Genomic DNA, 23,096 nt, shown 5'->3' on the forward strand with positions numbered 1-23,096 from the left:
CCGTTATTTATTTAGAACCAGGACGACCACGATGCGACTTTCCATCCTTGCCACCTCCCTGCTGTTCGCCGCGCACGCCGGCGCGGCCGACTTCAACGTGCGCGACTACGGCGGCAAGGGCGATGGCGTGACGATGAACACGGCCGCCATCCAGAAGACCATCGACGCGGCGGCGAAGGATGCCGGCACCGTGGTCTTCCCGGCCGGGACGTATCTCACGGGCTCGATCTTCGTGAAGACCGGCGTCACGCTCAAGATCGACAAGGGCGTGACCCTGCTCGGCTCGCGCAACATCGACGACTACCCGATGATGCCCACCCGGATCGCCGGCATCGAAATGACGTGGCCGGCGGCCCTCGTCAACGTCTACCAGCAGAAGAAAGCGGCCATCACCGGCGAAGGCACGATCGATGGCGACGGCAAGCCGTTCTGGGATTACTACTGGGCGCTGCGCAAGGACTACCAGCCGCGCGGCCTGCGCTGGGCATCCGACTACGATGCGAAGCGCCCGCGCCTCGTGCAGGTGTTCGATTCGTCCGATGTGAAGGTGGGTGGCGGCCTGCTGATGCGCCGCGCCGGCTTCTGGACGGTGCACGTGTGCTATTCGTCCGACATCACGGTGGATGGCGTCACGATCCGCAACAACGAGGATGGCAAGGGACCGTCGACGGACGGCATCGACATCGACTCGTCGCGCAAGGTGCTGGTGGCCAACGCCGACATTTCCGTCAACGACGACGCGGTGGTGCTGAAGGCCGGCCGCGATGCGGATGGCCTGCGCGTGAACCGCCCGACCGAGGACGTGGTGATCCGCGACGTGATCGTGCGCGCCTCAAAGGGCGGCATCACGTTCGGCAGCGAAACGTCGGGCGGTTTCCGCAACATCGAGGCCTACAACATGACGTTCGACGAGAACACGCCCGTCGGCATCCTGTTCAAGTCGGCCCACACGCGCGGCGGCTTCGGCGAGAACCTGCGCCTGCACGACATCACGATGAAGGGCACGCCCATCGTCCTGCGCATCAACATGAACTGGAATCCGAACTACAGCTACGCCGCCATCCCGCCCGGCGAGAAGAACGTGCCGCCGCACTGGAAGGTGATGGCCACGCCGGTGCCGAAGGACAAGGGCCTTGCCCGCTTCAGCGACGTGAAGATCTGGAACATCAAGGCGACCGGCGCGAAGAGCGCGTTCGAAGTGGCCGGCATCGCCGAGGCGCCGCTGCAACGCTTCACGTTCGACGGCATCGACATCGAGGCGAAGAGCGGCGGCTATCTCCGCGAGGCGCGGGACTGGCGCTTCACCAACACGAAGCTGGCCATCCCGGCCGAAGCGCCCGTGGAAGTGGGCACGGCCAGCAAGGTGGACGGCCTGCCAACCGGCACATTCGTCATCCGCGATGCTCCCCCACCGGTGAAGAAGGAAGGATGATGAAGCGACATTGCCTCCCCTGCCTGGCCCTGCTGGCCGCCGTCGCGGGCGCCCACGCGGCACCGATCGACCGCCAGGCCGTCGTCAAGCGCCACAACCCGCACATGACCGGCATCGACCCCATGTCGCCGCTCAGCGTGGGCAACGGGCGCTTCGCCTTCACGGCCGACGTGACCGGCCTGCAGACGCTGCCCGACCATTACCACGAAAAAGGCACGCCGACCGAAACGGGCGCACGCTGGTCGTGGCACGAGCACGCGAACCCGAACGGCTACAAGCTGTCGGACGTGAACCGCGAGTACACGGCCTGGGGCCGCACCGTGGGCTATCCGATGAACACGAAGATCCCCGCCGGCCAGTGGCTGCGCGAGAATCCGCACATCCACCCGCTGCCGCAGATCGGTTTCGTCATGACGGGTACCGATGCGCGGGCCATCACCCCGGCCGACGTCGCGAACGTCGACCAGCGGCTCGACATGTGGAAGGGCCAGCTGGACAGCCGCGTGCGATTGCTGGGGCAAGCGGTCAGCGTCACCAGCGCAGTCAGCCCGGACAGCGACACCCTGGCATTGCGCATCCGCTCGCCGCTGTTGGCAAACAAGCGCGTGGCCGTGCGCATCGCCCTGCCCTACGGCTACCGGCCCGGTGCCCACCACAATCCCCCGCTCGACTGGTCGCACCCGGAAGGCCACCAGTCGACAGTGCTCGAGAAGACAAGCCGCAAGCTCGTGGTGGAGCACAGGCGCGATACCGCCCGCTATGCGATGACGGTCGCCAGCGCCGCACCGTTGACGATCAGCCAGCCGGGCCCGCACGTGTTCGAGATCACCCCGCGATCCGGCGAAACGCTGGAACTGACAGTGTCGTTCGCGAAAGACGGCACCGCGCCGTCGCCCGATGCCGCCACCGTGTTCGCCACCAGCAGCGCGCACTGGGACCGCTTCTGGCGCAGCGGCGCCGCCATCGACCTGGCAGGCAGCACCGATCCGCGCGCGGCCGAACTGGAACGCCGCGTGGTGCTGTCGCAATACCTGACTGCCATCCAGCTGGGCGACGAGATGCCGGCCTCTGAGAGCGGGCTGACGACATCGACCTGGTACGGCAAGCACCACACGGAAATGGTGTGGTGGCACACGGCCCACTTCGCGCTGTGGGGCCGCCCCGACTTCACGGCGCGCACGCTCACGTGGTTCCAGCGCACGTTGCCGGTGGCCCGCAACGTGGCCGCCGAACGCGGCCTGAAAGGCGCGCGTTGGATGAAGATGACGGGCCCCGGCGGCCGCGAAAGCCCGGGCGGCAACCCGCTGATCATCTGGAACCAGCCGCACCCGATCCACCTGGCCGAACTGCTGTACCGCGCCAATCCCACGAAGGAAACGCTGGAACGCTACCGCGAGCTGGTGTTCGACACGGCGGACTGCATGGCCTCGATGCTGAACTGGGATGAGAAGAACAAACGCTACGTGCTCGGCCCACCGCTGTGGATTGCCCAGGAAATCTACGACCAGGCCACCAGCATGAACCCGACCTATGAGCTGAGCTACTGGGCGCGCGGGCTGGAGATCGCCCAGCAGTGGCGCGAACGGCTCGGCATGCCGCGCGATGCCGGCTGGGAGCAGCGGCGCACGAACCTGTCGAAGCTGCCGCAAAAGGATGGCAAGTACGTGGCGATTGAATCGAACCCGGACACCTGGGACAACGTGGACAGCCGCCACGACCACCCGTCGTTCCTGATGGCGCTGGGCCAGTTGCCGGGCGATGGCGTGGACCGCCAGGTCATGCGCAACACGCTCGACGCCGTGCTGGCGACATGGGACTGGCAAACCAAGATCTGGGGCTGGGATTACCCGATGATTGCCATGACGGCCGCCCGGCTGGACGCGCCCGAGCTGGCCGTCGGCGTGCTGCTGAAATCGGATGGCCCGAACAACGGTTATACAAAGGCCGGCCACAACCCGAACAAACGGCTGCCCGTCTACCTGCCCGGCAATGGCTCGCTGCTGGCCGCCGTGGCGCTGATGGCGGGCGGCTGGGATGGCAACACGCGGGCCACGCCGGGATTCCCCACGGATGGCACCTGGGTCGTGCGCGCCGAGGGTTTTGCAAGACTGCCTTGAAATGACGAGCAACGACAGATGACCAATCCAGACAACATCCAGCAATACAGCCCGCAACATAGCCTGCAACACAGCCCGCAGCGCCGCCGCCTGCTGCGCGCCACGTCCGCGCTGCTGGCCACGGGCGCCCTCCCGCTGGCGGCGGCGATTCCCGTCAAGCCCCAGTTCTCGGCGGACCCATGGCAACGCGCGCAGCAGATTGCCGACCGCTGCTCGCGCCCCCTGGCGTTCCGCACCGAAGACTTTTTGATCACCGCGTTCGGCGCGGCAAGCTGCGCGCTGGTGCCGGCGAAACTCGTGTGGCGCACCGAAATCACGGACGTCAAGACGCCCGCCCCGGGCTCCCCCGACTGCTATCCCGCCATCGCCGCCGCCATTGCCGCGGCCAGCCGCGCGGGCGGTGGCCGCGTGCTGATCCCGGCCGGCAGCTGGTATTGCAAGGGCCCGATCGTGCTGCGCTCGAATGTCCACGTGCACCTGGCGGCCAACGCTCAGATCTACTTCAGCGCTGACCCGGCCGACTACGCGAAATACGGCGACATCGACTGCGGCAAGGCGGGCAAGCTGGTGCGGTCGCGCTGGCAGGGCAATGACCTGCTGAACTACTGCCCGCTGGTCTACGCGTACAGGCAGACGAACATCGCGCTGACCGGCGAGGATGGCACCAGCGTGCTCAATGGCCAGGCCGGCGTGCACGTCGACGCGGGCGACGGCCCGTGGTGGGACTGGATCGACCGCAAGGAAGGCAAGGTCAATGCCGGCAGCGTCAATCCGCTGAACCTGCCGCTGGAGACCGTGGCGCCGGGCCTGACGGCCGGACAGCGTGCGCTGATCCAGGGCACGCACCCGCGCTGGAATGGCGATACCCGCTACCTGCCGGCCCTGTCCGAAGCGGCCGTGCCAGTGCCGCAACGCGTGTTCGGCATCGGCCATTACCTGCGCCCCTGCATGATCGAGCTGATCGGCTGCAGCGACGTGCTGCTGGAGGGTTACCACGTGGTGGCCTCGCCCTTCTGGCTGCACCATCCCGTGGACTGCCGCAACGTGCGCTTCGCCAGGGTCAACATGGAAAGCACGGGGCCGAACAACGACGGCTTCGATCCGGAATCCTGCGATACCGTACTGGTCGAACACTGCACGTTCAACACGGGCGACGACTGCATCGCGATCAAGTCGGGCAAGAACCTCGACACGCACCTCGGGCCCACGCGCAACGTGGTGATCCAGGATTGCGTGATGAACAGCGGCCATGGCGGCGTGACCCTGGGCAGCGAGATGGCGGCCGGCATCGAGCACGTGTACGCCCAGCGCATCGAGTTCCGCAACGCCTACTGGGCCACCGACCCGCTGCGCAGCGCCATCCGCCTGAAGACGAACATGAACCGCGGCGGCTTCCTGCGCCACCTGTACGTGCGCGACGTAACCGTGCCGAACGGCGTGGATGCCCGCGCCCGCAAGGCCGCCCCGCCCGATGCGACCAACGCCTTCAAGGGGCTGGCGACCGGCAGCGGCGCCATCGTGACGATCGACTGCAACTACGCGGCCGGCGACGACGGCGTGCGCACCCGGCCGCCGCAGGTGTCGGACATCCACATCTCGAGGCTGCGCGCTGGGAACGCGAAGATGGCGGACGGCGCGTTCTCGTGCTGGCAGGCCGTGCTGATCCTCGGCCCAGTGGCGTCGAGCTTCAATGGGCCGGCCGGCACGGCCATCGTGCCGGTCACGAACGTGACGATCACCGATTGCGATTTCGGCACGCCGCGCAACGGCAAGGAGCCCGTCTACCTGCACAATGCGCAAAACGTGGCGCTCACGAACGTAACGATCGGCGGGCAAGTCGTCAACCGGAAGCTGTCGGGATGAGAGTGCGACAGGCATGGATGCTGGCGGCGCTGATGCTGTCGGCCAGCGCCGCCGCGGTGGGCACGACTGCGCCCCTGCCGCCGATCCGCGTGATCCTCGTGGGCGATTCCACCGTTGCCCCCGGCAATGGCTACGGCGACGGGTTGTGCGCCCACTTCCGGCCCGAAGTCACGTGCGTGAACCTTGGCGCGAACGGGCGCAGCTCGAAGAGCTTCCGCGCGGAAGGCCGCTGGAACAAGGTGCTGGACCTCTTGCAGGATGGTGGACATTTCGGCGCGCAGTATGTGCTGGTGCAGTTCGGCCACAACGACCAGCCGGGCAAGCGGCATGCGACGGATCTCGTCACCGAGTTCCCGGCCAATATGGCGCGCTATGCCGCCGACGTGCGTGCGCTGGGCGGCGTGCCGGTACTCGTCACGCCGCTCACGCGGCGCACGTTCAAGGGCGCCTGGCTGCGCGACACGCTGGCGCCCTGGGGTGCCGCGACGAAGCGGGCTGCCGCCCGCGAGAACGTTGCCGTGCTGGACCTGAATACGGCAAGCGCCGCGGCCGTGCAGGCCATGGGCCCGGCCGAGGCGGACACGCTGGCGGAAGCGCCGCCACCGCCGCCCTCCCCCGATGGCGCGAAGGTGAAGAGCAAGTTCGACTGGACGCACCTGGGGCCGAAGGGCGCGGCGCTGTTCGGCGCCATGGTGGGCAGGCAGCTGGCGCGGGAGGTGCCGGCGATCGCTCCCTACCTGAAGTAAAAAACCTCACGCTCGGGCGGCAATCCATCGCTGCGCCCCCCGGTGAGGCAGCGCCAATCACTGTCCCATGCGCGCGACCGGCACCACCGGTTCCAGTACCGTCGCGGGCGCGTCCTCGCCGAACGCCTTGCCGCGATCGAGGACGGCCCTGGCCTGGTCCATGTCGATGGCTTTTTCCCAGCGCGCCACCACGACCGTGGCCACGCCGTTGCCGACCAGGTTCGTGACCGCGCGGGCCTCGTTCAGGAACCGGTCCACGCCCAGCAGCAGCACGAGCCCTTCGACGGGAATCTTGTGCATCGACGCCAGCGTGGCGGCCAGTGCCACGAAGCCGGCACCGGCGACGCCCGCGGAGCCCTTCGAGGTGAACAGCAGCACGCCCAGCAGCACCAGCTGGTCCCACAAGGTCAGGTCGATGTTCATGGCCTGGGCGATGAAGATCGAGGCCATCGTCAGGTAGATCGCCGTGCCGTCGGCATTGAACGCATAGCCGGTGGGCAGCACCAGGCCGACGACCGGCTTGGGAATGCCCAGCTTTTCCAGCTTGACGAGCATTTGCGGCAGCACCGCTTCCGTCGACGCCGTGCCGAGCGTGACCAGCATCTCGTCGCGGATATAGCGCATGAACTTGAACAGCGACAGGCCGCATGCGCGCATGACGAGGCCCAGTACCAGCACGATGAACACGGCCGAGGTCAGGTACAGGCAGAGGATCAGCTGGCCGAACGAGGCCAGCGTGCCAATGCCGTATTTCCCGACGGTGAAGGCCATGCCGCCGAAGGCCCCCAGCGGCGCCACGTACATGGCGATGCGCACGACGCCGAACATCCCTTGCAGGAACTGGTCGAGCATGTCGACGAACGGTTCGACCGCCTTGCCGGCGCGGGCCAGCGCGATGGCGAACAGCAGCGAGAAGAAGATGATCGGCAGCATTTCACCGGCGGCGAAGGCGCCCACGACGCTGTGCGGCACCATGTTCAGGATGAAGTCGAATGCGCCGCCCTGCTGTTCCGCCCTCTTCGCATACGTCTCGACCGATGAACCGTCGATGTGCGCGGGGTCGATGTTCATTCCGGCGCCGGGCTGGAAGACGTTGACGACGACGAGCCCGATCACGAGGGCGAACGTGGAAGCGATCTCGAAGTACAGCACGGCCTTGAGCCCGACGCGCCCCGCCTCGTGGACATTGTTCATGCGCGCGATGCCGACCACGATGGAGGCGAAGATGATCGGCGCCAGCAGCATCTTGATCAGCTTGATGAAGAGGTCGCCGAGGGGTTTGAGCTGGCTGCCCAGGTCCGGCATGAAATGGCCGAGGGCGATGCCGACGACGATGGCGACCAGGACCTGGACATAGAGTTTGGAAAGGGATTTGACGAAGAAGGTGGATCGCATGGCTGTCTCCTGTTGCGATTTTTTCGTACGGCGTTCCGGACTGCGGATGGGCAGGCGCGGCCGTGGCAACGCCGCCTGCGGCGGCTGCCATGGTGGCTGCCCTGTCGACTGGATTGCTTGCGCGGCACGCCTCTTCTATGGAGACGTTGCCGGCATGGCCGGGCGCGGAGCCCGGGTCGGGCTAGGCCGACAGCTTCTGCATTTCGGCGTAGAGGTCCGCCTTGCCTTCGAAGCCGATGCCCGGCAGGTCGGGCATCGTGATGTAGCCATTGTCGACGGCCACGCCGTCGGGGAAGCCGCCGAACGGCTGGAACAGGTCGGGGTAGGATTCGTTACCGCCCAGGCCCAGGCCCGCCGCGATATTGAGCGACATCTGGTGGCCGCCATGCGGGATGCAGCGGCTCGGCGACCAGCCGTGCTCGCGCAGCATGTCCAGCGTGCGCAGGTATTCGACCAGGCCGTAAGACAGGGCGCAGTCGAACTGCAGCCAGTCGCGGTCGGCGCGCATGCCGCCATAGCGGATCAGGTTGCGCGCATCCTGCATGGAGAACAGGTCTTCGCCGGTGGCCATCGGGTTCTTGTAGTAATTGCGCAGCGTGGCCTGCAGCTCGAAGTCCAGCGGGTCGCCCGGCTCTTCGTACCAGAACAGGTCGTACTGCGACAGCGCCTTCGCATAGGTGATGGCGGTATCGAGGTCGAAGCGGCCGTTGGCATCGACCGCCAGCTTTTGGCCATCGCCCAGCACGGAAAGGATCGAATCGATGCGGCGCAGGTCTTCGTCCAGCGAGGCGCCGCCGATCTTTTTCTTGACCACCGTGTAGCCGCGGTCGATGTAGCTGCGCATCTCGTCCTTCAGCTTCTGGTGATCCTGGCCCGGATAGTAGTAGCCGCCGGCGGCGTACACGAAGATCTTGCGATCCGGCTTGCCGTTGCCGTAGCGGTCCGCCAGCAGCTGGAACAGCGGCTTGCCTTCGATCTTGGCCACCGCATCCCACACCGCCATGTCGATCGTGCCGATCGCCACGGAGCGCTCGCCGTGGCCACCCGGCTTCTCGTTGGTGAACATGCAGTTCCAGATCTTGTGCGGATCGAGGTTGGTGCCGGCATCGTCGACCAGCGAGGCGGGATCGGCTTCCATGATGCGCGGGATGAAGCGCTCGCGCATCAGCTTGCCCTGGCCATAGCGGCCATTCGAATTGAAGCCGTAGCCGATGACCGGCTTGCCGTCGCGGATCACGTCGGTGATCACGGCGACGAGGCTCAGCGTCATCTTGCTGAAGTCGATGTAGGCATTGCGGATCGGCGAGCTGATCGGCAGGGTTTGTTCACGGATTTCTACGATTCTCATGCGGGTCTCCTGGAAGCGTGTTGTGTGTTGCGACAGGTATCGGGAACTCACAGGTTAATCGTGAAAAGGCGGTCTATAATTTCCAGGAATTGACTTCAAAAGTGAAAACAAGTGAAGAATGACGCCACATCGGACATGCAGCTGTTCGTGCTGATCGCCCGGCTGGGCAGCCTTGCGGCGGCGGCCCGGGCCGTGGACCTGACGCCGCCGGCCGCGACCAAGCGGCTGGCGACCCTGGAATCGCGCCTCGGCGTGCGTCTGCTGAACCGCACGACCCGGAGCCTCAGCCTGACGAGCGAGGGCGAGACTTACCTTCAACACGCCACGCGGATCCTGGCCGACGTGCGGGAGATGGAAGATGCCGTCTCGCAGGGGCGCGCGGTGCCGCGCGGCCTGCTGCGCGTGAATGCCACGCTGAACTTCGGCCGCACGTCGATCGCACCGCTGGTGTCCGCGTTCGCGAAACGCTATCCGGAAGTCGAGGTGCTCGTCGAGGTGACCGACCGGCCCGTCGACCTGGTGGACACCGGGTTCGATCTCGCCGTGCGCTTCGGCGAATTGCCCGACAAGCGCCTCAACGCCCGCCGCATCATGTCGAACCGGCGCTTCCTGTGCGCATCGCCGGCCTACCTGGAAAGCCACGGCACGCCGCGCACGCTGGCGGACCTGGCGGGCCACCGCTGCATCATTCACCGCCAGAACGACGACGCCTACGGAATCTGGCGCTTCCTGCACCATGAACACAGCGAAGTGGTGAAGGTACACGGCATGTTGTCGAGCAATGACGGCGACATCGTGCTGGGCTGGGCGCTGGACGGGCACGGCATCCTGATCCGCTCGGAATGGGACCTGGCGAAGTATCTCGACAGCGGCCGGCTGCGCATCGTGCTGCCGGACTTCGAGCTGCCGTCGGCGGACCTGTATGTGTACTATCCCGAACGCCGCAACCTGCCGGTGCGCGCGCGGGCGTTCATCGACTTCCTCGCGGACCATTTCAAGGCGGCGGTCGACGGTCGGGGCAGCGTGCGGGAGCACATCCCGTCGAAAGTCCGTTCCCGCAAGGCACGACCGTGAAGCCGCGCCGCCATGTATTGCGGCCGGGCCATCGGCGGTCCGTCAGCCCCGCTCGCCGATCCGCGCCAGGATCGCAAACAGGTCGTCGATATCGACCGGCTTGACGAGGTGGTGGTCGAAGCCCGCGGCCTTCGTCTGCGCGCGGTCGCTTTCCTGGCCGTAGCCCGTGACGGCAATGAGGGTCGCGCCGGCCGTTGCGGGCTGGGCGCGCAGGCGCTGGGCGAGCTCGTTGCCGTCCATGCCCGGCAGGCCGATATCGAGCACGAACACGTCCCAGTGGCCGATGCCGCTCAGCGCCAGCGCCTCGCGGGCGTCGTATTCCACGATGACGTCGTGCCCGGCCGTTTCCAGCAGCATGGCCAGGATCGATGCGGCATCCACGTTGTCGTCCACCACCATCATGCGCAGGGCGCCGCCGCCGCTGGGGGGCGCCGGTTCTTCCACGGGCGCTTTCGCGCCGCCCCCCTCTTCGGCGGCCAGGCGCGGCAGGCTCACGGTGAACGTGCTGCCCTGCCCCAGGCCGGGGCTGGCGCATGTGACGGTGCCGCCGTGCAGGTGCACGAGGCTTTTCACGAGCGCCAGGCCGAGACCGAGACCGCCCAGCGAGCGGTCGGACGAACGCTCGGCCTGCGTGAACAGGTCGAAGGCGCGGGCCGCCAGCTCGGGCGCCATGCCGATGCCCGTGTCGGTCACGTGGAACACCACGCCGCCCGGCCGCACCTCCGTGCGCAGGCCGATGTGACCGCCTTCGGGGGTGTACTTGGCCGCGTTGTTGAGCAGGTTGGCGAACACCTGCACGAGCCGGTTGCGGTCGCCCATCACCAGCGGCGCATCCGGCGGCAGTTCCAGCGCCAGGTGATGGCGGCGGTTGCGGATTAGCGGCGTGACCTGCTCGACCGCGTCGGTCACGATGCGGTGCATGTCCAGCGGCTGCATGTCCAGCTCGGCCAGGCCGCGCGTGACCCGCGACACGTCGAGCAGGTCGTCGACCAGGCTCGTCATGTGGCGCACCTGGCGGCCGATGATCTGGCTGGTCTGCCGCACGCGCGCCTCGTCGACCTTGCCCAGCTGCAGCAGCTCCGCCGCCGCGCTGATGGGCGCCAGGGGATTGCGCAGTTCGTGCGCGAGCATGGCGAGGAACTCGTCCTTGCGGCGGTCCGCTTCCCGGAGTTTTTCGTCGGCCACCTTGCGCGCGGTAACGTCGCGGAAGAACAGCGCGAGGCCGCTTTCCAGGGCCGGATAGGCGCGTACCTCCATCCAGATGTCGCCGCACGGCAGCGTGTAGGGAATGTCGATCATGCCGGACTGCCGCTCGTCCCGCACCTGCCGGTACAGCTTCTCGACCGGCGTGCCGACAAGGTCGGGCCACAGGTCCCAATGGCTGCGGCCGATCACGCCGGCCAGCGTCTGGTGCGTGAGGCGCAGGCCTTCGGCATTCATGCGCAGGATGCGCCACTCGCTGTCGAGCAGGGCGAAGCCTTCGGCCATGTTGTCGAAGAGGTATTCGCTCTGGTCGCGTTCGCGGCGCAATTCCGCCTGGGCCCGCACACTCTCCACCGCCGCCCACGTGCGTTCCAGCATGTCCTCGACCATGCCCAACTGGGCATTCGTCCACCGATGGACGCGCGAATCGTGGGCGTTGAGCAGCACATGCAGGCGCCCGTTCTTCATCAGCGGCACGGCCAGCACGGCGCGCACGCCGATGGCTTCATAGGCGCCGGCATGCGGCGCGCAGCGCGGGTCGGCGGCGACATCGCTGACGACCAGGGGCCTGCCGGCATGCGCGCCTTCGACGGCGAAGGCGCCGAAATCGTCCAGGTCCACCGCAGCCCCGGCCATCGACGGCAGCCGGCCGCTGGTCCAGTCCCGCTCGATGCTGCCGGCCCTGCCCTCGTCATCGACCGTGAGGTACACGACCCGGTCCACGTCGAGGAATTCGCCGAGCAGCGCGCTGGCGCCGGCAATGACGTCGCCAGGGTCGGTCAGCGAACGGATGAGGTCACCCAGGCGCAGCTGGAACTCGCGGCGGCGGTTCGACACCACGGCCGCCGTGCTGTCGGTGGCGGGATTGAGGATGCCCACCACTTCGCCGTCCGCGCCGAAAACCGGGTACAGCGCATAGCTGAAGTAGGTTGTTTCCGGCACGCCGTTGCGCACGACCGTGAAACGCAGGTCGGTCAGCGTGCATGCCCGGCCGGCCTGCGCCTCGGCCAGGATCGGCGTGAACCCTTCGCGCAGGTGCTCCCAGCTTTCCCAGAACGGCCGCGCCAGGGCCGCCGGGTGGTGGTCGCCGAGGATGCGGGCGTAGGTGTCGTTGTAGAAGTAAAGGTAGTCCGGGCCCCAGAAAAAGCTCATCGGGGCGGACGAGCCGAGCACCATGTCGATCACGGCGCGGATCGCCGGCGGCCAGCGATCCGGCGGGCCGAACGGGAATGCGGACCAGTCGCGGTCGCGCAACAGGGCGCGCACCGTGCCGTCGCCGGCGAGCAGGGTCTGCGGGGCCTGCAAGTCAGCCAGACCGTCGGGTTGACGAAGGGGCCGCGGCCGCTATGAGCGGGGCGTGCATGAGTGGGTCTTGCATGAGCGATTCTTTCAGGGTCGGCACCATCATGAAACTTCCCCGCCAATTATCACACAAGGGCACCGGGCACCGCGGACAGATCGCGTGTCCCGGCAGGGACGATTGCCGGACAGTGTTGCCGCGCTGCTGGGCCGTGTATGGTACTGTCATGAAAGGTGCTCCGCGCCGCGGAAAGGAAGTCGATGGACATGCAGATTCTCGTCGTCTCTTCCGATCCGCGCGACCGGGAGCTGCTCGCGCCAGTCGGGCGCGCGCACCGCGGTCCGCCCGGCAGCCTGGCCTTCCTCCACGCCGCCAGCCTTGCCGAGGCCCTGCGCGTCGTGCCCCGGCCCGTTCCCGACCTGATCCTCCTGAACGCGAGCGGCCAGCGCAGCCGGGGCGGCACGCTGCCCGCGGCGCTGGCGCTGCACTACGGGGCCACTCCCGTCATCATGCTGTGCGCCACAAGTGCCGCCGCCGACCGGTACCACGGCCCGGACAAGTCCATCGCCGATCCCGTGGTTGCCCACATCGCGCTGGAATTCGCACCGCACCGCCTGCTCTGGGAGATGTTCCAATGCATCGTCACTGCGGCGCGCCGCATGCAGCGCGCCACGGAAGGCGGCGGCCAACGCGGCGCGGTGCTCGACGCCATCACGGATGCCGTCATCAGCACGGATAGCGCCGGCAATGTGCGCTACCTGAACGCGGCCGCCCTGCGCCTTGTCGCGCTCACGCCGCGAGAGGCGCTCGGCATGCCGATCACCGAGGTGATGCGATTGCAGGATGGCGCCACGCTTGCATGGATATCCCACCCGCTGCTGGAAACCCTGCGCACCGGTGAAGTCAGGCGCCTGCCCAGGGGATCCATCCTGCTGCGCAACGACGGCACCCAGATCGTCATCGACGATTCCACGTCGCCCATCATCGACGACGCCGGCGCGGTCATAGGCGGGGTCATGGTCTTCCACGACATCACGGATGCTCACCGTTTGCAGGAACAGGTCGACTACCTGGCATGGCACGATTTCCTCACCGCCCTGCCGAACCGGTTCGCGGCGCAGCGCCACCTGGAGCGCACCCTGCTCGAGGCGCAGGACAAGACCTTGGCGCTGGCAGTGATGTTCCTCGACCTGGACCGGTTCAAGTCGGTCAACGACACGCTGGGCCACGCCGCCGGCGACGCGTTGCTGGTGGCCGTGGCGGCCCGGCTGCGTGGTTGCTTCCGCGCGGTCGACCAGGTCAGCCGCCAGGGCGGCGACGAATTCGTGGTGCTGATGGCGCCCGGAACGAGCCGCGCGGATGCCACGCGCGCCGCCGACAGGATCCTGGCCGCCATCGCCCTGCCCTACGAGCTCCCGGAGGCGGAGGCGCATATCGGCTGCAGCATCGGCATCGCGATGTATCCCGAACACGGCACCACGAGCAGGTCCCTGCTGCACCATGCCGACACGGCCCTGCACGCCGCGAAGGCGGCCGGGCGCGACGCCTACCGGTTCTTCGTGCCGGACATGCTGGCCAGCGCCATGCAGCGCAAGCAGCTGGAAGACGGCGTGCGCTCCGGCCTCGCGGCGGCCGACTTCGAACTGTTTTACCAGCCGAAGATCCGGCTGGCCGATGGCAGCCTGTGCGGCTGCGAAGCCTTGCTGCGCTGGCGGCATGCGCAATGGGGCTGGGTGAGCCCGGTGGAATTCATCCGCAGCGCCGAGGAATCGGGGCAGATCGTGGCATTGGGCAGGTGGGTGCTGGCCGAAGCAGTCCGGCAAGCCGGCGCCTGGCTGGCCAGCGGGCTCGATCCGGGCACGATCGCCATCAACGTTTCCGCGATCGAACTGCGGCACCCCGCGTTTGCCGATCATATCGAACGGCACATCGCCGACGCGCGCCTGGATCCGGCCACCCTGCAGCTCGAGCTGACGGAATCGGCGGTGATGGAGGACATGGACAAGTCGGCCGGCATCCTGAACCGCCTGAAAGGCCTTGGCCTGTCGCTGGCCATCGATGATTTCGGCACAGGCTACTCGAGCCTTTCCTACCTGGCCGACCTGCCGATCGACGTGCTGAAGATCGACCGCAGCTTCGTGCATGGCATCGATCATGCGCAGCCGCGCAGGCAGGCCTTGCTGCACGCCGTGATCGCGCTGGCCGGCAGCCTGCGCCTGCCCACCGTGGCGGAAGGCGTCGAAACGGGGCTGGAAGCGGGTTTCCTGTCGCTGGCGGGCTGCGCGCAGGGACAGGGGTTCTACTATGGCCACGCCTTGTCGGCCGACGCCTTCGAACGAACGTTCCTGTCGCAGCCGGCGCAAGCGTGACGCCACGCCCGCCGCCTTTGCAGCGTTGCCCTCGTCAGGCCGGCGTGGCCGCCACCGTGACGACGGGCGCCGCGGGACGGGCTGGTTCGGATAGGCGTTGCGCGGCCACAGGAACCACGCCACCGCGGCGGCAAGCACGAACAGTGCTCCCATGGTCTTGTTCATCGGATGCTCATCGCGGCACCGGCCGCGGGAGACGTTGCGAGGAAGCTCCCGGCGCCCGACAAGGCGACGACCAGACGAGTGGGACACATGTTGCACTCCAAAGGAAGAATGGCCGCCGGGCCGGATGACGCGGCGGAGAGGCTTGCCCGCACATGGCGGGCGGCTTCGCGATCGCGCGCCGCCGGGCAGCGCGCGGATCACTGGCCCGGAGGCATTCGCGAGCCTGTGTGCCCGTTCTGTTGGCCGGAGCAAGCCAGCCCAGTGTACGCGCAATTGCGGGCACGGAAGATTTTATTTGCAAGCCACGAACCTGCCGTGGCCGTGCGGCGCATGCTCCCCCGTGGTGCGTCAGCGCGCCTGTTTCATTTGCGCACGCACGACCTTGTGCACGAACGCCAGCTTGGCCAGCACGGGGGTACTGAGCTTGAACGGATAGGAATCGGGCATGCCCATGCTGCGGTTCAGGCTGTTGAGCACATAGGTGAGGGCAAACCACTCGTCCAGCGTTTCCTGGAAGGTGTCGTTCCTGATCGGCGGGGCCGGGATCTCCAGCGACGGCTCGTCCGGCCGGGTGGGATGCAGCGACATGCCGCACGCATGGGCCGTTTCCAGCGCATCCATCATGTGCAGGTAGTGGGCCCACGTTTCGGCCCAGTCTTCCCACGAATGGGAACTGGCATAGGTGCTCACGAAGCGCGACTCCCAGTCCTCAGGCGGGCCTTCGTTGTAGTGGCGCTTGAGGGCATCGGCATAGCTCTCGCGTTCGTCGCCGAACAGCTCGCGGTATTCGTCGATCCAGGCGCTGCCGGCCACCAGCCGGTCGAAGTAGTAATGCCCGCTCTCGTGGCGGAAGTGGCCCAGCAGCGTGCGGTAGCGCTCGTGCATCTGCTCGCGCGTGCGTTCGCGTTCGGCGGGGTCGGCTTCGGCGATGTTCAGCGTGATCAGGCCGTTCGCATGGCCGGTCATCACGGTCTGGTCGCTCACGCCATCCTCGAGGAACTGGAACGCCAGGCCCGTCTCCGGCTCCACCGCCTTCGGCACGGGCGTCAGGTGCAATGTCGCCAGCGAGAACAGCAGCCGGCGCTTGGCTGCTTCCAGCCGGCACCAGAGGATGTGGTTCTTTTCGGTGGACAACGCCGGAATGACGACGGTCAGCTGGCACGACTCGCACAGCTCGTGCGGGTCGTCCGCCGGCAGCATCCAGTTGCACACGTTGTGCGCCACGTAGTTGCCGCATTGCTTGTACAGCTTGCCCTTGTCCTTGCGGTTCAGGCTGCGCCACTGGGTGTCGTCGACCTGCTCGAAGCTGCTGATACTGCGGCGCGCGGGCTGGTAGCCGAGCATGCTGTCGCAGTTGAGGCAGACGGTGTTTTCAAAGAAGACCTGGTGGGAGCATTTGTCGCAGTGGAAGGTTTTCATGGGCCGGGTTGACGAAGAGGTTGGTGTTTGCAATTACCAAAAATATAACTGCAAATTCGTCACTCGTCGGTTCGTGTCGGACAATGCCTCGCAATCGTGCGCGGGGCATGTTCCGGATTGATGCCGCCGTACTGTCAAGGCTTGGCGCCATCGGTCGCCTTGCCATCGGCATCGCTGGCCGGGTCCTCTTCCGCGGGCTGCGCCGCAGCAGGCTGCGCAGCCTCGGCCTGCACTTCCTCGCGCAGCAGGGTAAGGGTATAGACCTTGTCGATGTAGGTATTGAAGAACCAGATCGACGCGCCGAAGATGAACAGCCCGACGATGGGAGAGCGCAGCCGCACGCCGTCCCGCCCGAGTTCGAACGCGTTGTCCAGGCTGGCGCCATCCTGCAGGCCCCTGACCATCTGCTGCCAGCTCATCACGATGCCGACGCCGACGATGACGATGCCGATCAGCAGCAGGATCCAGCCCTGGAAGAATTGCCCCCACAACGTATAGGCGCGGTGCTTCCTGGCCTGCTCGTAATCCTCGAATTCCGCCCGCTCGACGGCGACGAACAAACGCTCGCGTTCGCTCGCGAGCTGTTCCCGCCGTATTTCCGCGACATCCTGGTAACACGCCACCGGTTTTGCGCGGCATTGCTCGAAACTTGCGAGCTCGAGCTCGGCAGCGCCAGCCGGCAAGGGCTGCCATAGCAGGCAACCGAACAACACCGGCAGCAGAAGGCGTTGCAGCCATAACCTGAAGGGTGCCTTCATCGGAAAACCAGGCAGGAGCGATGCATCAGCCGCCGCTTCGCAGACACTTCCGGTTCGCCGTGTCCCACACGCGCCCCTTGGCGCGGCAAGCCGCCGCGCCCGTCGTTTTCGGTTCCAGTCCGATTTTCGGCCGCGATGGATCCCGGACAGCGGCACAGGTGGGGCAGCCTTCCTTTAAATTCAAATGCCGTGGTAGCACCCGGACTGGCTTTTCGGACGGTGCCGGCGCAGGAACAGGCGCTGCGGCGTCGGGGGCTGGAGGAAGCGGAGCCGGGGCGACCGGGCCAGGGGCGGCATCCTGCGCCAGGGCGCCAGGGGCTCCGAGGCATAGTGCCATTGCGAGCGCGATCGATATGCGGATTGCCATCTGTAACTCCAATCACAGAAGAGGCCTTGCAGTGACGTGGTGCAGCAAGAACGCGCGACGGGAAGACCCTGGCGTGCGGGGTACGGCGCGCTCCTGCTGCTTGCAGTATGCAGCCGCTCCGGCGAAAACGACTCCGGCGGAAAACTTATTCGTCCGATTGGGTAAAAATTACAACACGCGTGGCCGCCCGTCGCCTCGACAGTGAAGCAGTCCGGTTTGCAGATCAACCCCGGTCCGGACAAAACAAAAAGGCCCGCAACTCACGTTGCGGGCCTTTTCGACGAATCCTGGTGGGAAGTGCAAGTTTCGAACTTGCGACCCCTGCAGTGTGAATGCAGTGCTCTACCCCTGAGCTAACCTCCCTGAAAGAGGCATGATTATAGTGAGCGCCTTGCGCACCGTCAACCCTCTTTGCGCTGCGCCGATCGGATATCCGCGGTCGAACCCATAGCGGGCAGCGACATCGCCGCCCCGCCCCGCACCCGGGCTAGTGCCGCCGAGGCGGCGGTAACCACCATCTCCGTCGTATACGGCTTGCGGACGAACTCGGAAGCCAACCCGGCCAGCCGGTCCGGCTCCCCGATGAAGCCACTGGCCAGCACGACCGGCAAGCGCGGATGGCTGCGGGCGAGGCGGTGCGCCATTTCGATGCCGTCGAAGGCGCCCGGCATGCGTACGTCCGAGAACACGAGGTCGATCACGTCGAGGTTGCTTTGCAGCGCCTCTTCCGCGTTGCCCGCGCAGCACACGGTGCAGCCGAGCGCGGAAAACAGCGCCACCGCCACTTCGGCCACCAGCGCATCGTCTTCCACGCACAGCACGCGCAGGCCGGCGAAGAGATCGTTCTCCTGCTCGTCCGTTGCCGGCGCGGCCTGCGCCAGCCGGGATTCGCCGCGGTGCGGCAGCACGATGGCGACGAGGGTGCCGGCGGGTGAACTACGCAGGTAGGCGGTGCCGCCGCTCTGCTGCGCGTAGCCATACACCTGCGACAGGCCCAGGCCGGTGCCCTTGCCGAGCGGCTTCGTGGTGAAGAACGGTTCGAAGGCCTGCCGCGCCACGGCTTCCGGCATGCCGGTGCCTTCGTCGCGCAGCGCCACTTCCACGAATTGCCCGCGCAAGGCGGAAAGCTCGGGCAGGTCGGCCGCGGGCAGGTCGATGTTGCGCACCGAAAGGACCACGTTGCCGCCGTGGGGCATCGCATCGCGGGCGTTGATCGCCAGGTTCAGCAGCGCCATTTCCAGCAGCGCCAGGTCCGTCTCCACCGGCCATGGGGTGGCGGGAATATCGATCGACAGCGTGATGCGCTTGCCCAGCGAATGGCGCAGCAGCTGGGCGACGGCATGCACGTGCTCGTCCAGCTGTACGGCGGTCACCTGCATGGGCTGGCGGCGGGCAAAGGTCAGCAGTTGCTGGGTCAGGCGCGCTCCCTGGTCGGTCACGCGGGCGATGCTGTCGAGGGGCTTCTGCAACTGCGGCTGGTCGCGGCCGAGCATCCGGATGACCTGCGTGGCGCCGGAGATCACCTGCAGCAGGTTGTTGAAATCGTGCGCCACACCGCCCGTCAGGCGGCCCAGCGATTCGAGGCGGCGTGCCTCGGTCAGCGTGGCTTCCACCTGCCGGCGTTCGCGCACTTCGTGGGCCAGCGCGGCCGTGCGTTCGTCCACGCGCCGTTCCAGTTCCGCCGCGTGCTGGCTCAGCTGGACGAGCTGGTCGCGCACCTGGAATTGCAGCAGCCGGGTACGGTGCGCGGACATGAGGGCCAGCAGCAGGCCGTCGCGCCGCAACGGGCGCGCGATCAGGGTCACGTTGCCGAGCTTTTCCAGCACGCCGGCAGCCCCGCCTACCAGCACCGCGTCCGCATTGGCCAGTGCGATGATGGGGATGTTGGACCACAGCGGCTGGCTGCGCAGCTGCGCGGCCAGCTGGTCCGCCGGGCAGCGCATCAAGCCCTCCTCCGTCACGATCGCCAGCAGGGCATTGTCGTCGAGCGCGGCGCTGAACTGGGCGGCGCTGGTGCAGACCACCGCCTCGAGGTGTACTGCGGCCAGCATGGTGCCGAGCACGTCGGCATCCCGGCCCACCGGCGCGTACACGACGACATGCATGTCAGTGAGCGAGCCGCGTTGCATTGTCCGGCCCGGCATCGTCGACGCGATTGCCCACCTCGATGCCGTCTTCGACCAGCCGGAACTCGCGCACTTCATGGCTATGGCGGCCATGGCGCTTCTTCATCACGCTGATGGCCTTGTCCATGATGCCGTGCGCTTCGTGGAAGCGCAGCGCGATCACGTTGTCGGTGATGATCGACAGCGCATCCGGCTCGCGTGTCGTGTCCAGCGCGGCGGAATGGGCGCCCACGATCACGGCGATGACGCCCATGTTCGCCAGGTAGGAAAACAGTTCATTCATCTGCAGCAGCAGCGTGCTTTCCTCGCGCACCAGGTCCAGATAGGAGTTGATGCTGTCGATGACCACGATGCGCACGCCGTCGTCTTCCACGCTGCGCCGCACGCGCCAGATGAAGGCGCCCGCGGAAATGCGCGACGGGTTGATGCGCGTGATCAGCAGCCCGCGCGGTTCGCCTGTTTCATCGTGGATGCCGAAGCGGGCGATCATGCGCGAGCGCAGCGTCATCTCCGCTTCGTCGAGCACGAAGTAGGCGGCCTTGTCGCCGACGCGCACCGCCGCCAGCGCATATTGCAGCGCCAGTGTCGTCTTGCCCACGCCGGCCGGGCCGACGATCATCGTCGACGTGCCATCGATGATGCCACCACCCACGATGTCGTCCAGCCCGGCCACGCCGCTGAGGAGTTCCCCGGGCTGGTAGTCGCGCCGGTGCTCTTCGGCGATCAGGCTGGGGAAGATCAGCACCTCGTCGCGCTCTATCGCGAAATCGTGCCAGCCGCTCTGGTAGTCGGCCCCGCGCAGTTTCACGATCTTCAGCGTACGGTAACCGGCGCCATACGGGCGGTCGCGCTGCTCCAGCGTGATCGCACCGTGCACGGCGCTCTGCAGTTCGAATGCATGGTTCATGGCCGTGAGGTCGTCGAGCAGGATCACGGTGGCGTTGGCCCGCGCCAGGCGGTTGCGCAGCGTGATGATCTGGCGCCGGTAGTGGGCGCTGTCGTGCGCCAGCAGCCGGATCTCGGCCATCGAGTCGATCACCACGCGGGTCGCGCCGCTTCGCTCGACCTCGCCGGCGATCGCATCGACGAGTTGCGACAACTCGGCATCGCTCGGCAGCATGATCGTCTGTTCATGGAATTCCTGCGCTTCGAGCAGGTCGGGCGCGAACAGGCGGATGCCGTCCAGCGACCAGCCATGGCTGGCCGCCGTGGCGTGCAGCTCCTCCTCGGTTTCGGACAACGTGACATACAGGCTGCCCTGCCCTTCCGCCGCGGCGGCGATCAGGAACCGCATGCCGATCGTCGTCTTGCCGGTGCCGGGGCGGCCCTCGATCAGGTGGATGCGGCCATCCAGCAGGCCGCCGCGCAATACGGCGTCAAGTTCGGGGATACCGGTGGGAATGCGTTTCGTTACCGTCATGGTCGTTGGCCTGAATAAATTGTGCCGGGCTGTCGACCGGAAATTGTGGCGCACTCTGTGCAAGTTTTCGACCGATTTTAGCTGAACCGATATTTTCTAACGCACAATTGAATATTGGTTACTTCATGGATGAATGGCGACCCTGTCCATTGGCAAAGATGTCACAAGCTTCTACACTCCCTCGGGACGGACCAGCCAGCAGGACCAATGACAGGGGCTCGATGAACGACAGACCACAGTCCGGCGCCAGCGCGCGGACGCACGATGCGGCGGACGCCATCGGCGGCATCCTCGATGCGCCGCCCCGGTTCGGCGCCGAGGTGCTCCGCGGCGGCACGCGCCTCACGCAGCGCTGGAGCCACGGCGAATTCCACGCGGCGCTGCCGGCCATGGAAACCCATGTAGTCATGACGTATTACGGCGCGGCCCAGGATGCCGGCTGGCGCCAGGAGGGCCGTCACCTGCGCGCCCGCACCCGCCCGGGCACCGTAACGATCATTCCCGAAGGGCAGGATGGCCAGTGGGACGTGGAAGGTCCCATCGAGGTGTCGCACGTGTACCTGACGAACGAGCGCCTGCAGGCGGCCGCCGACACGTTCGCGAAGGGCCGGCCCGTGGAACTGGTGGGCCGGATCTGCGCGGACGATGCCGTCGCCGCGCGCATCCTCGAAGTGCTCGGCCATGAAGCGGCCAGCGGCGATGCGTCGTCCTCGCTGTTCGCCGAGCAGGCGCTCGACCTGCTATGCGCCCAGCTCATCCGCGCTCATTCGGCCGGCGCGGCGGCCCCCTCCCCGCAAGCCCGCAAGGGCCTCGCGGACTGGCAGGTGAAACGGGTCACGAATTACATGCGCGATTTCCTCGACCAGGAAATCCGGCTCGACGACCTGGCCGCACTGGTCGACCTGAGCCGCTTCCACTTCGTCACGGCATTTCGCCAGGCCACGGGGCAGACGCCCCACGAATGGCTGACGGCCCTGCGCATCGCCCAATCCAAGCGCCTGCTTGCCGACCGCAGCACGCCCATCACCACCATCGCCCTGGCCGTGGGATACCAGACGCCGTCGTCGTTCGCTTCCAGTTTCCGCAAGGTAACGGGCTCCACGCCGTCCGCCTTCCGCGCCGCCGCCTGACGGCCGCCGCAAGAATGGAACAGCCGCCGCAATTTCCGGAAAGCCGGCTGCCGGCCCGAAGCCTAAGATGGCTTCAACCCTGCACACCGCGGGAACCTTCCAGGAGATCAAAAATGAACGCACTGAACATCGCAGTCATCGGCGGCACCGGCTTGATCGGTTCGAAAACGGTTGCTTTGCTGAAAGCAGCCGGCCATGCCGTGCGCGCCGCGGGTCCCAGCACGGGCGTGAACACCGTCACGGGCGAAGGGCTGGACGATGCGCTGGCCGGCGCGCACGTGGTCATCGACGTATCGAACGCCCCCACGTTCGATCCGGCCGAGGTACGCGCCTTCTTCGAAACGTCGGGCCGCAACCTGCTGGCCGCGGAACGGCGGGCCGGCGTGCGCCACCACGTGGTGCTGTCCATCGTGGGCGCGGACCGCATGCCGGGCAATGGCTACTTCGCGGCCAAGGTCGTGCAGGAAGGGCTCGTTGCAGGCTCGGGCGTCCCGTACACCATCGTCCGTTCGACCCAGTTCCTCGAATTCGTGAAAGGCATCGCCGACGGCAGCACGGCCGGCGGCACGGTAAGAGTAGCAGGCGGCCAGTTCCAGCCGATCGCAGCGGACGACGTGGCCGAACTCCTTGCCGGCTTCGCGGTGCAGGCGCCGCGCAACGGCGTCGTGGAAATCGCCGGCCCGGAACGCGCCCCGTTCGACGATATCGTGCGCCGCCACCTGCGGGTGGTGGGCGACCCGCGCACGGTGGAACGGGACGATACGGCGCTGTACTTCGGCGGCAAGGTCGAGGAACTGTCGCTCGTGCCGCTGGCCACGCCGCACCTGGGCCGCATCACGATCGATACCTGGAACCGCTGATCCG

General features: G+C 66.9%; 15 protein-coding genes and 1 tRNA gene. 8 read left to right on the plus strand and 8 right to left on the minus strand.

The features are described from left to right. Positions 1–31 precede the first annotated feature (31 nt). From EWM63_RS03450 to EWM63_RS03465, 4 genes are read left to right on the plus strand one after another with little or no spacing between them, the layout of a single operon-like run. A complete protein-coding gene (locus EWM63_RS03450) occupies positions 32–1,432 on the plus strand; it encodes a glycoside hydrolase family 28 protein (RefSeq protein WP_130185294.1) in 1,401 nt (466 codons plus the stop codon). After that, positions 1,429–3,549 (plus strand): glycoside hydrolase family 65 protein, encoded by a 2,121-nt coding sequence (locus EWM63_RS03455; protein WP_130185295.1) that lies wholly within the window; start codon positions 1,429–1,431, stop codon positions 3,547–3,549. Before EWM63_RS03450 ends, EWM63_RS03455 begins: the two co-directional genes overlap by 4 nt. Positions 3,550–3,567: 18 nt before the next feature. Further along, on the plus strand, positions 3,568–5,412 hold the full coding sequence (locus EWM63_RS03460) for a glycoside hydrolase family 28 protein (RefSeq protein ID WP_130185296.1): 1,845 nt from the start codon (positions 3,568–3,570) through the stop codon (positions 5,410–5,412). Next, positions 5,409–6,158 (plus strand): rhamnogalacturonan acetylesterase, encoded by a 750-nt coding sequence (locus tag EWM63_RS03465; RefSeq protein ID WP_207221236.1) that lies wholly within the window; start codon positions 5,409–5,411, stop codon positions 6,156–6,158. Before EWM63_RS03460 ends, EWM63_RS03465 begins: the two co-directional genes overlap by 4 nt. Positions 6,159–6,215: 57 nt before the next feature. Here the strand turns inward: EWM63_RS03465 and dctA are convergent, their stop codons facing one another. After that, the gene (gene dctA / locus EWM63_RS03470; RefSeq protein WP_130185297.1) at positions 6,216–7,553 is read right to left on the minus strand and encodes a C4-dicarboxylate transporter DctA; all 1,338 of its coding nucleotides are present in this window, start codon (positions 7,551–7,553) and stop codon (positions 6,216–6,218) included. A 181-nt stretch (positions 7,554–7,734) separates the two neighbouring features. Further along, a complete protein-coding gene (locus EWM63_RS03475; protein ID WP_130185298.1) occupies positions 7,735–8,901 on the minus strand; it encodes a mandelate racemase/muconate lactonizing enzyme family protein in 1,167 nt (388 codons plus the stop codon). A 135-nt stretch (positions 8,902–9,036) separates the two neighbouring features. Here EWM63_RS03475 and EWM63_RS03480 point away from each other — a divergent pair, with 135 nt between their 5' ends. After that, a complete protein-coding gene (locus EWM63_RS03480) occupies positions 9,037–9,975 on the plus strand; it encodes a LysR family transcriptional regulator (protein WP_371861233.1) in 939 nt (312 codons plus the stop codon). Positions 9,976–10,017: 42 nt separating this feature from the next. On the opposite strand, the gene EWM63_RS03485 is transcribed toward EWM63_RS03480, so the two are convergent. Further along, on the minus strand, positions 10,018–12,483 hold the full coding sequence (locus EWM63_RS03485) for a hybrid sensor histidine kinase/response regulator (protein WP_229487707.1): 2,466 nt from the start codon (positions 12,481–12,483) through the stop codon (positions 10,018–10,020). 255 nt (positions 12,484–12,738) lie between these two features. Between EWM63_RS03485 and EWM63_RS03490 the strand changes: the two genes are divergently transcribed. After that, a complete protein-coding gene (locus tag EWM63_RS03490; protein WP_130185300.1) occupies positions 12,739–14,847 on the plus strand; it encodes a putative bifunctional diguanylate cyclase/phosphodiesterase in 2,109 nt (702 codons plus the stop codon). A gap of 513 nt (positions 14,848–15,360) precedes the next feature. Here EWM63_RS03490 and EWM63_RS03495 read toward each other — a convergent pair. From EWM63_RS03495 to EWM63_RS03520, 5 genes are all read right to left on the minus strand, one after another. Next, entirely contained in the window at positions 15,361–16,431 is a 1,071-nt protein-coding gene (locus EWM63_RS03495) for a zinc-binding metallopeptidase family protein (protein WP_130185301.1), read from the minus strand. A gap of 134 nt (positions 16,432–16,565) precedes the next feature. Next, positions 16,566–17,189: a hypothetical protein gene (locus EWM63_RS03500; RefSeq protein ID WP_130185302.1), complete on the minus strand. Its 624-nt coding sequence runs from the start codon at positions 17,187–17,189 to the stop codon at positions 16,566–16,568. 655 nt (positions 17,190–17,844) lie between these two features. Next, positions 17,845–17,919: transfer RNA gene (locus tag EWM63_RS03510), tRNA-Val, on the minus strand. 38 nt (positions 17,920–17,957) lie between these two features. Further along, positions 17,958–19,775, minus strand: a complete 1,818-nt coding sequence (locus tag EWM63_RS03515; protein ID WP_130185304.1) for a response regulator — start codon at positions 19,773–19,775, stop codon at positions 17,958–17,960. Then, a complete protein-coding gene (locus tag EWM63_RS03520; RefSeq protein WP_130185305.1) occupies positions 19,663–21,102 on the minus strand; it encodes an ATPase domain-containing protein in 1,440 nt (479 codons plus the stop codon). The genes EWM63_RS03515 and EWM63_RS03520 overlap by 113 nt, the downstream gene beginning before the upstream one ends. A 221-nt stretch (positions 21,103–21,323) precedes the next feature. On the opposite strand from EWM63_RS03520, the gene EWM63_RS03525 reads away from it, so the two are divergent. After that, positions 21,324–22,232: a helix-turn-helix transcriptional regulator gene (locus EWM63_RS03525; protein WP_130185306.1), complete on the plus strand. Its 909-nt coding sequence runs from the start codon at positions 21,324–21,326 to the stop codon at positions 22,230–22,232. A gap of 122 nt (positions 22,233–22,354) precedes the next feature. After that, positions 22,355–23,092: an SDR family oxidoreductase gene (locus tag EWM63_RS03530; protein ID WP_130190163.1), complete on the plus strand. Its 738-nt coding sequence runs from the start codon at positions 22,355–22,357 to the stop codon at positions 23,090–23,092. Positions 23,093–23,096: the final 4 nt, after the last annotated feature.

Source organism: Pseudoduganella lutea, assembly GCF_004209755.1.
In the GTDB taxonomy this organism is placed as follows: Bacteria; Pseudomonadota; Gammaproteobacteria; order Burkholderiales; family Burkholderiaceae_D; genus Rugamonas; species Rugamonas lutea.

Bases quoted from the DNA above. Each gene is read 5' to 3' on its own strand.
- EWM63_RS03450 (WP_130185294.1), top strand. From the start codon at position 32: ATGCGACTTTCCATCCTTGCCACCTCCCTGCTGTTCGCCGCGCACGCC.
- EWM63_RS03455 (WP_130185295.1), top strand. From the start codon at position 1,429: ATGATGAAGCGACATTGCCTCCCCTGCCTGGCCCTGCTGGCCGCCGTC.
- EWM63_RS03460 (WP_130185296.1), top strand. From the start codon at position 3,568: ATGACCAATCCAGACAACATCCAGCAATACAGCCCGCAACATAGCCTG.
- EWM63_RS03465 (WP_207221236.1), top strand. From the start codon at position 5,409: ATGAGAGTGCGACAGGCATGGATGCTGGCGGCGCTGATGCTGTCGGCC.
- dctA (WP_130185297.1), bottom strand. From the start codon at position 7,553: ATGCGATCCACCTTCTTCGTCAAATCCCTTTCCAAACTCTATGTCCAG.
- EWM63_RS03475 (WP_130185298.1), bottom strand. From the start codon at position 8,901: ATGAGAATCGTAGAAATCCGTGAACAAACCCTGCCGATCAGCTCGCCG.
- EWM63_RS03480 (WP_371861233.1), top strand. From the start codon at position 9,037: ATGCAGCTGTTCGTGCTGATCGCCCGGCTGGGCAGCCTTGCGGCGGCG.
- EWM63_RS03490 (WP_130185300.1), top strand. From the start codon at position 12,739: ATGGACATGCAGATTCTCGTCGTCTCTTCCGATCCGCGCGACCGGGAG.
- EWM63_RS03495 (WP_130185301.1), bottom strand. From the start codon at position 16,431: ATGAAAACCTTCCACTGCGACAAATGCTCCCACCAGGTCTTCTTTGAA.
- EWM63_RS03500 (WP_130185302.1), bottom strand. From the start codon at position 17,189: ATGAAGGCACCCTTCAGGTTATGGCTGCAACGCCTTCTGCTGCCGGTG.
- EWM63_RS03515 (WP_130185304.1), bottom strand. From the start codon at position 19,775: ATGGCCGCCATAGCCATGAAGTGCGCGAGTTCCGGCTGGTCGAAGACG.
- EWM63_RS03520 (WP_130185305.1), bottom strand. From the start codon at position 21,102: ATGACGGTAACGAAACGCATTCCCACCGGTATCCCCGAACTTGACGCC.
- EWM63_RS03525 (WP_130185306.1), top strand. From the start codon at position 21,324: ATGAACGACAGACCACAGTCCGGCGCCAGCGCGCGGACGCACGATGCG.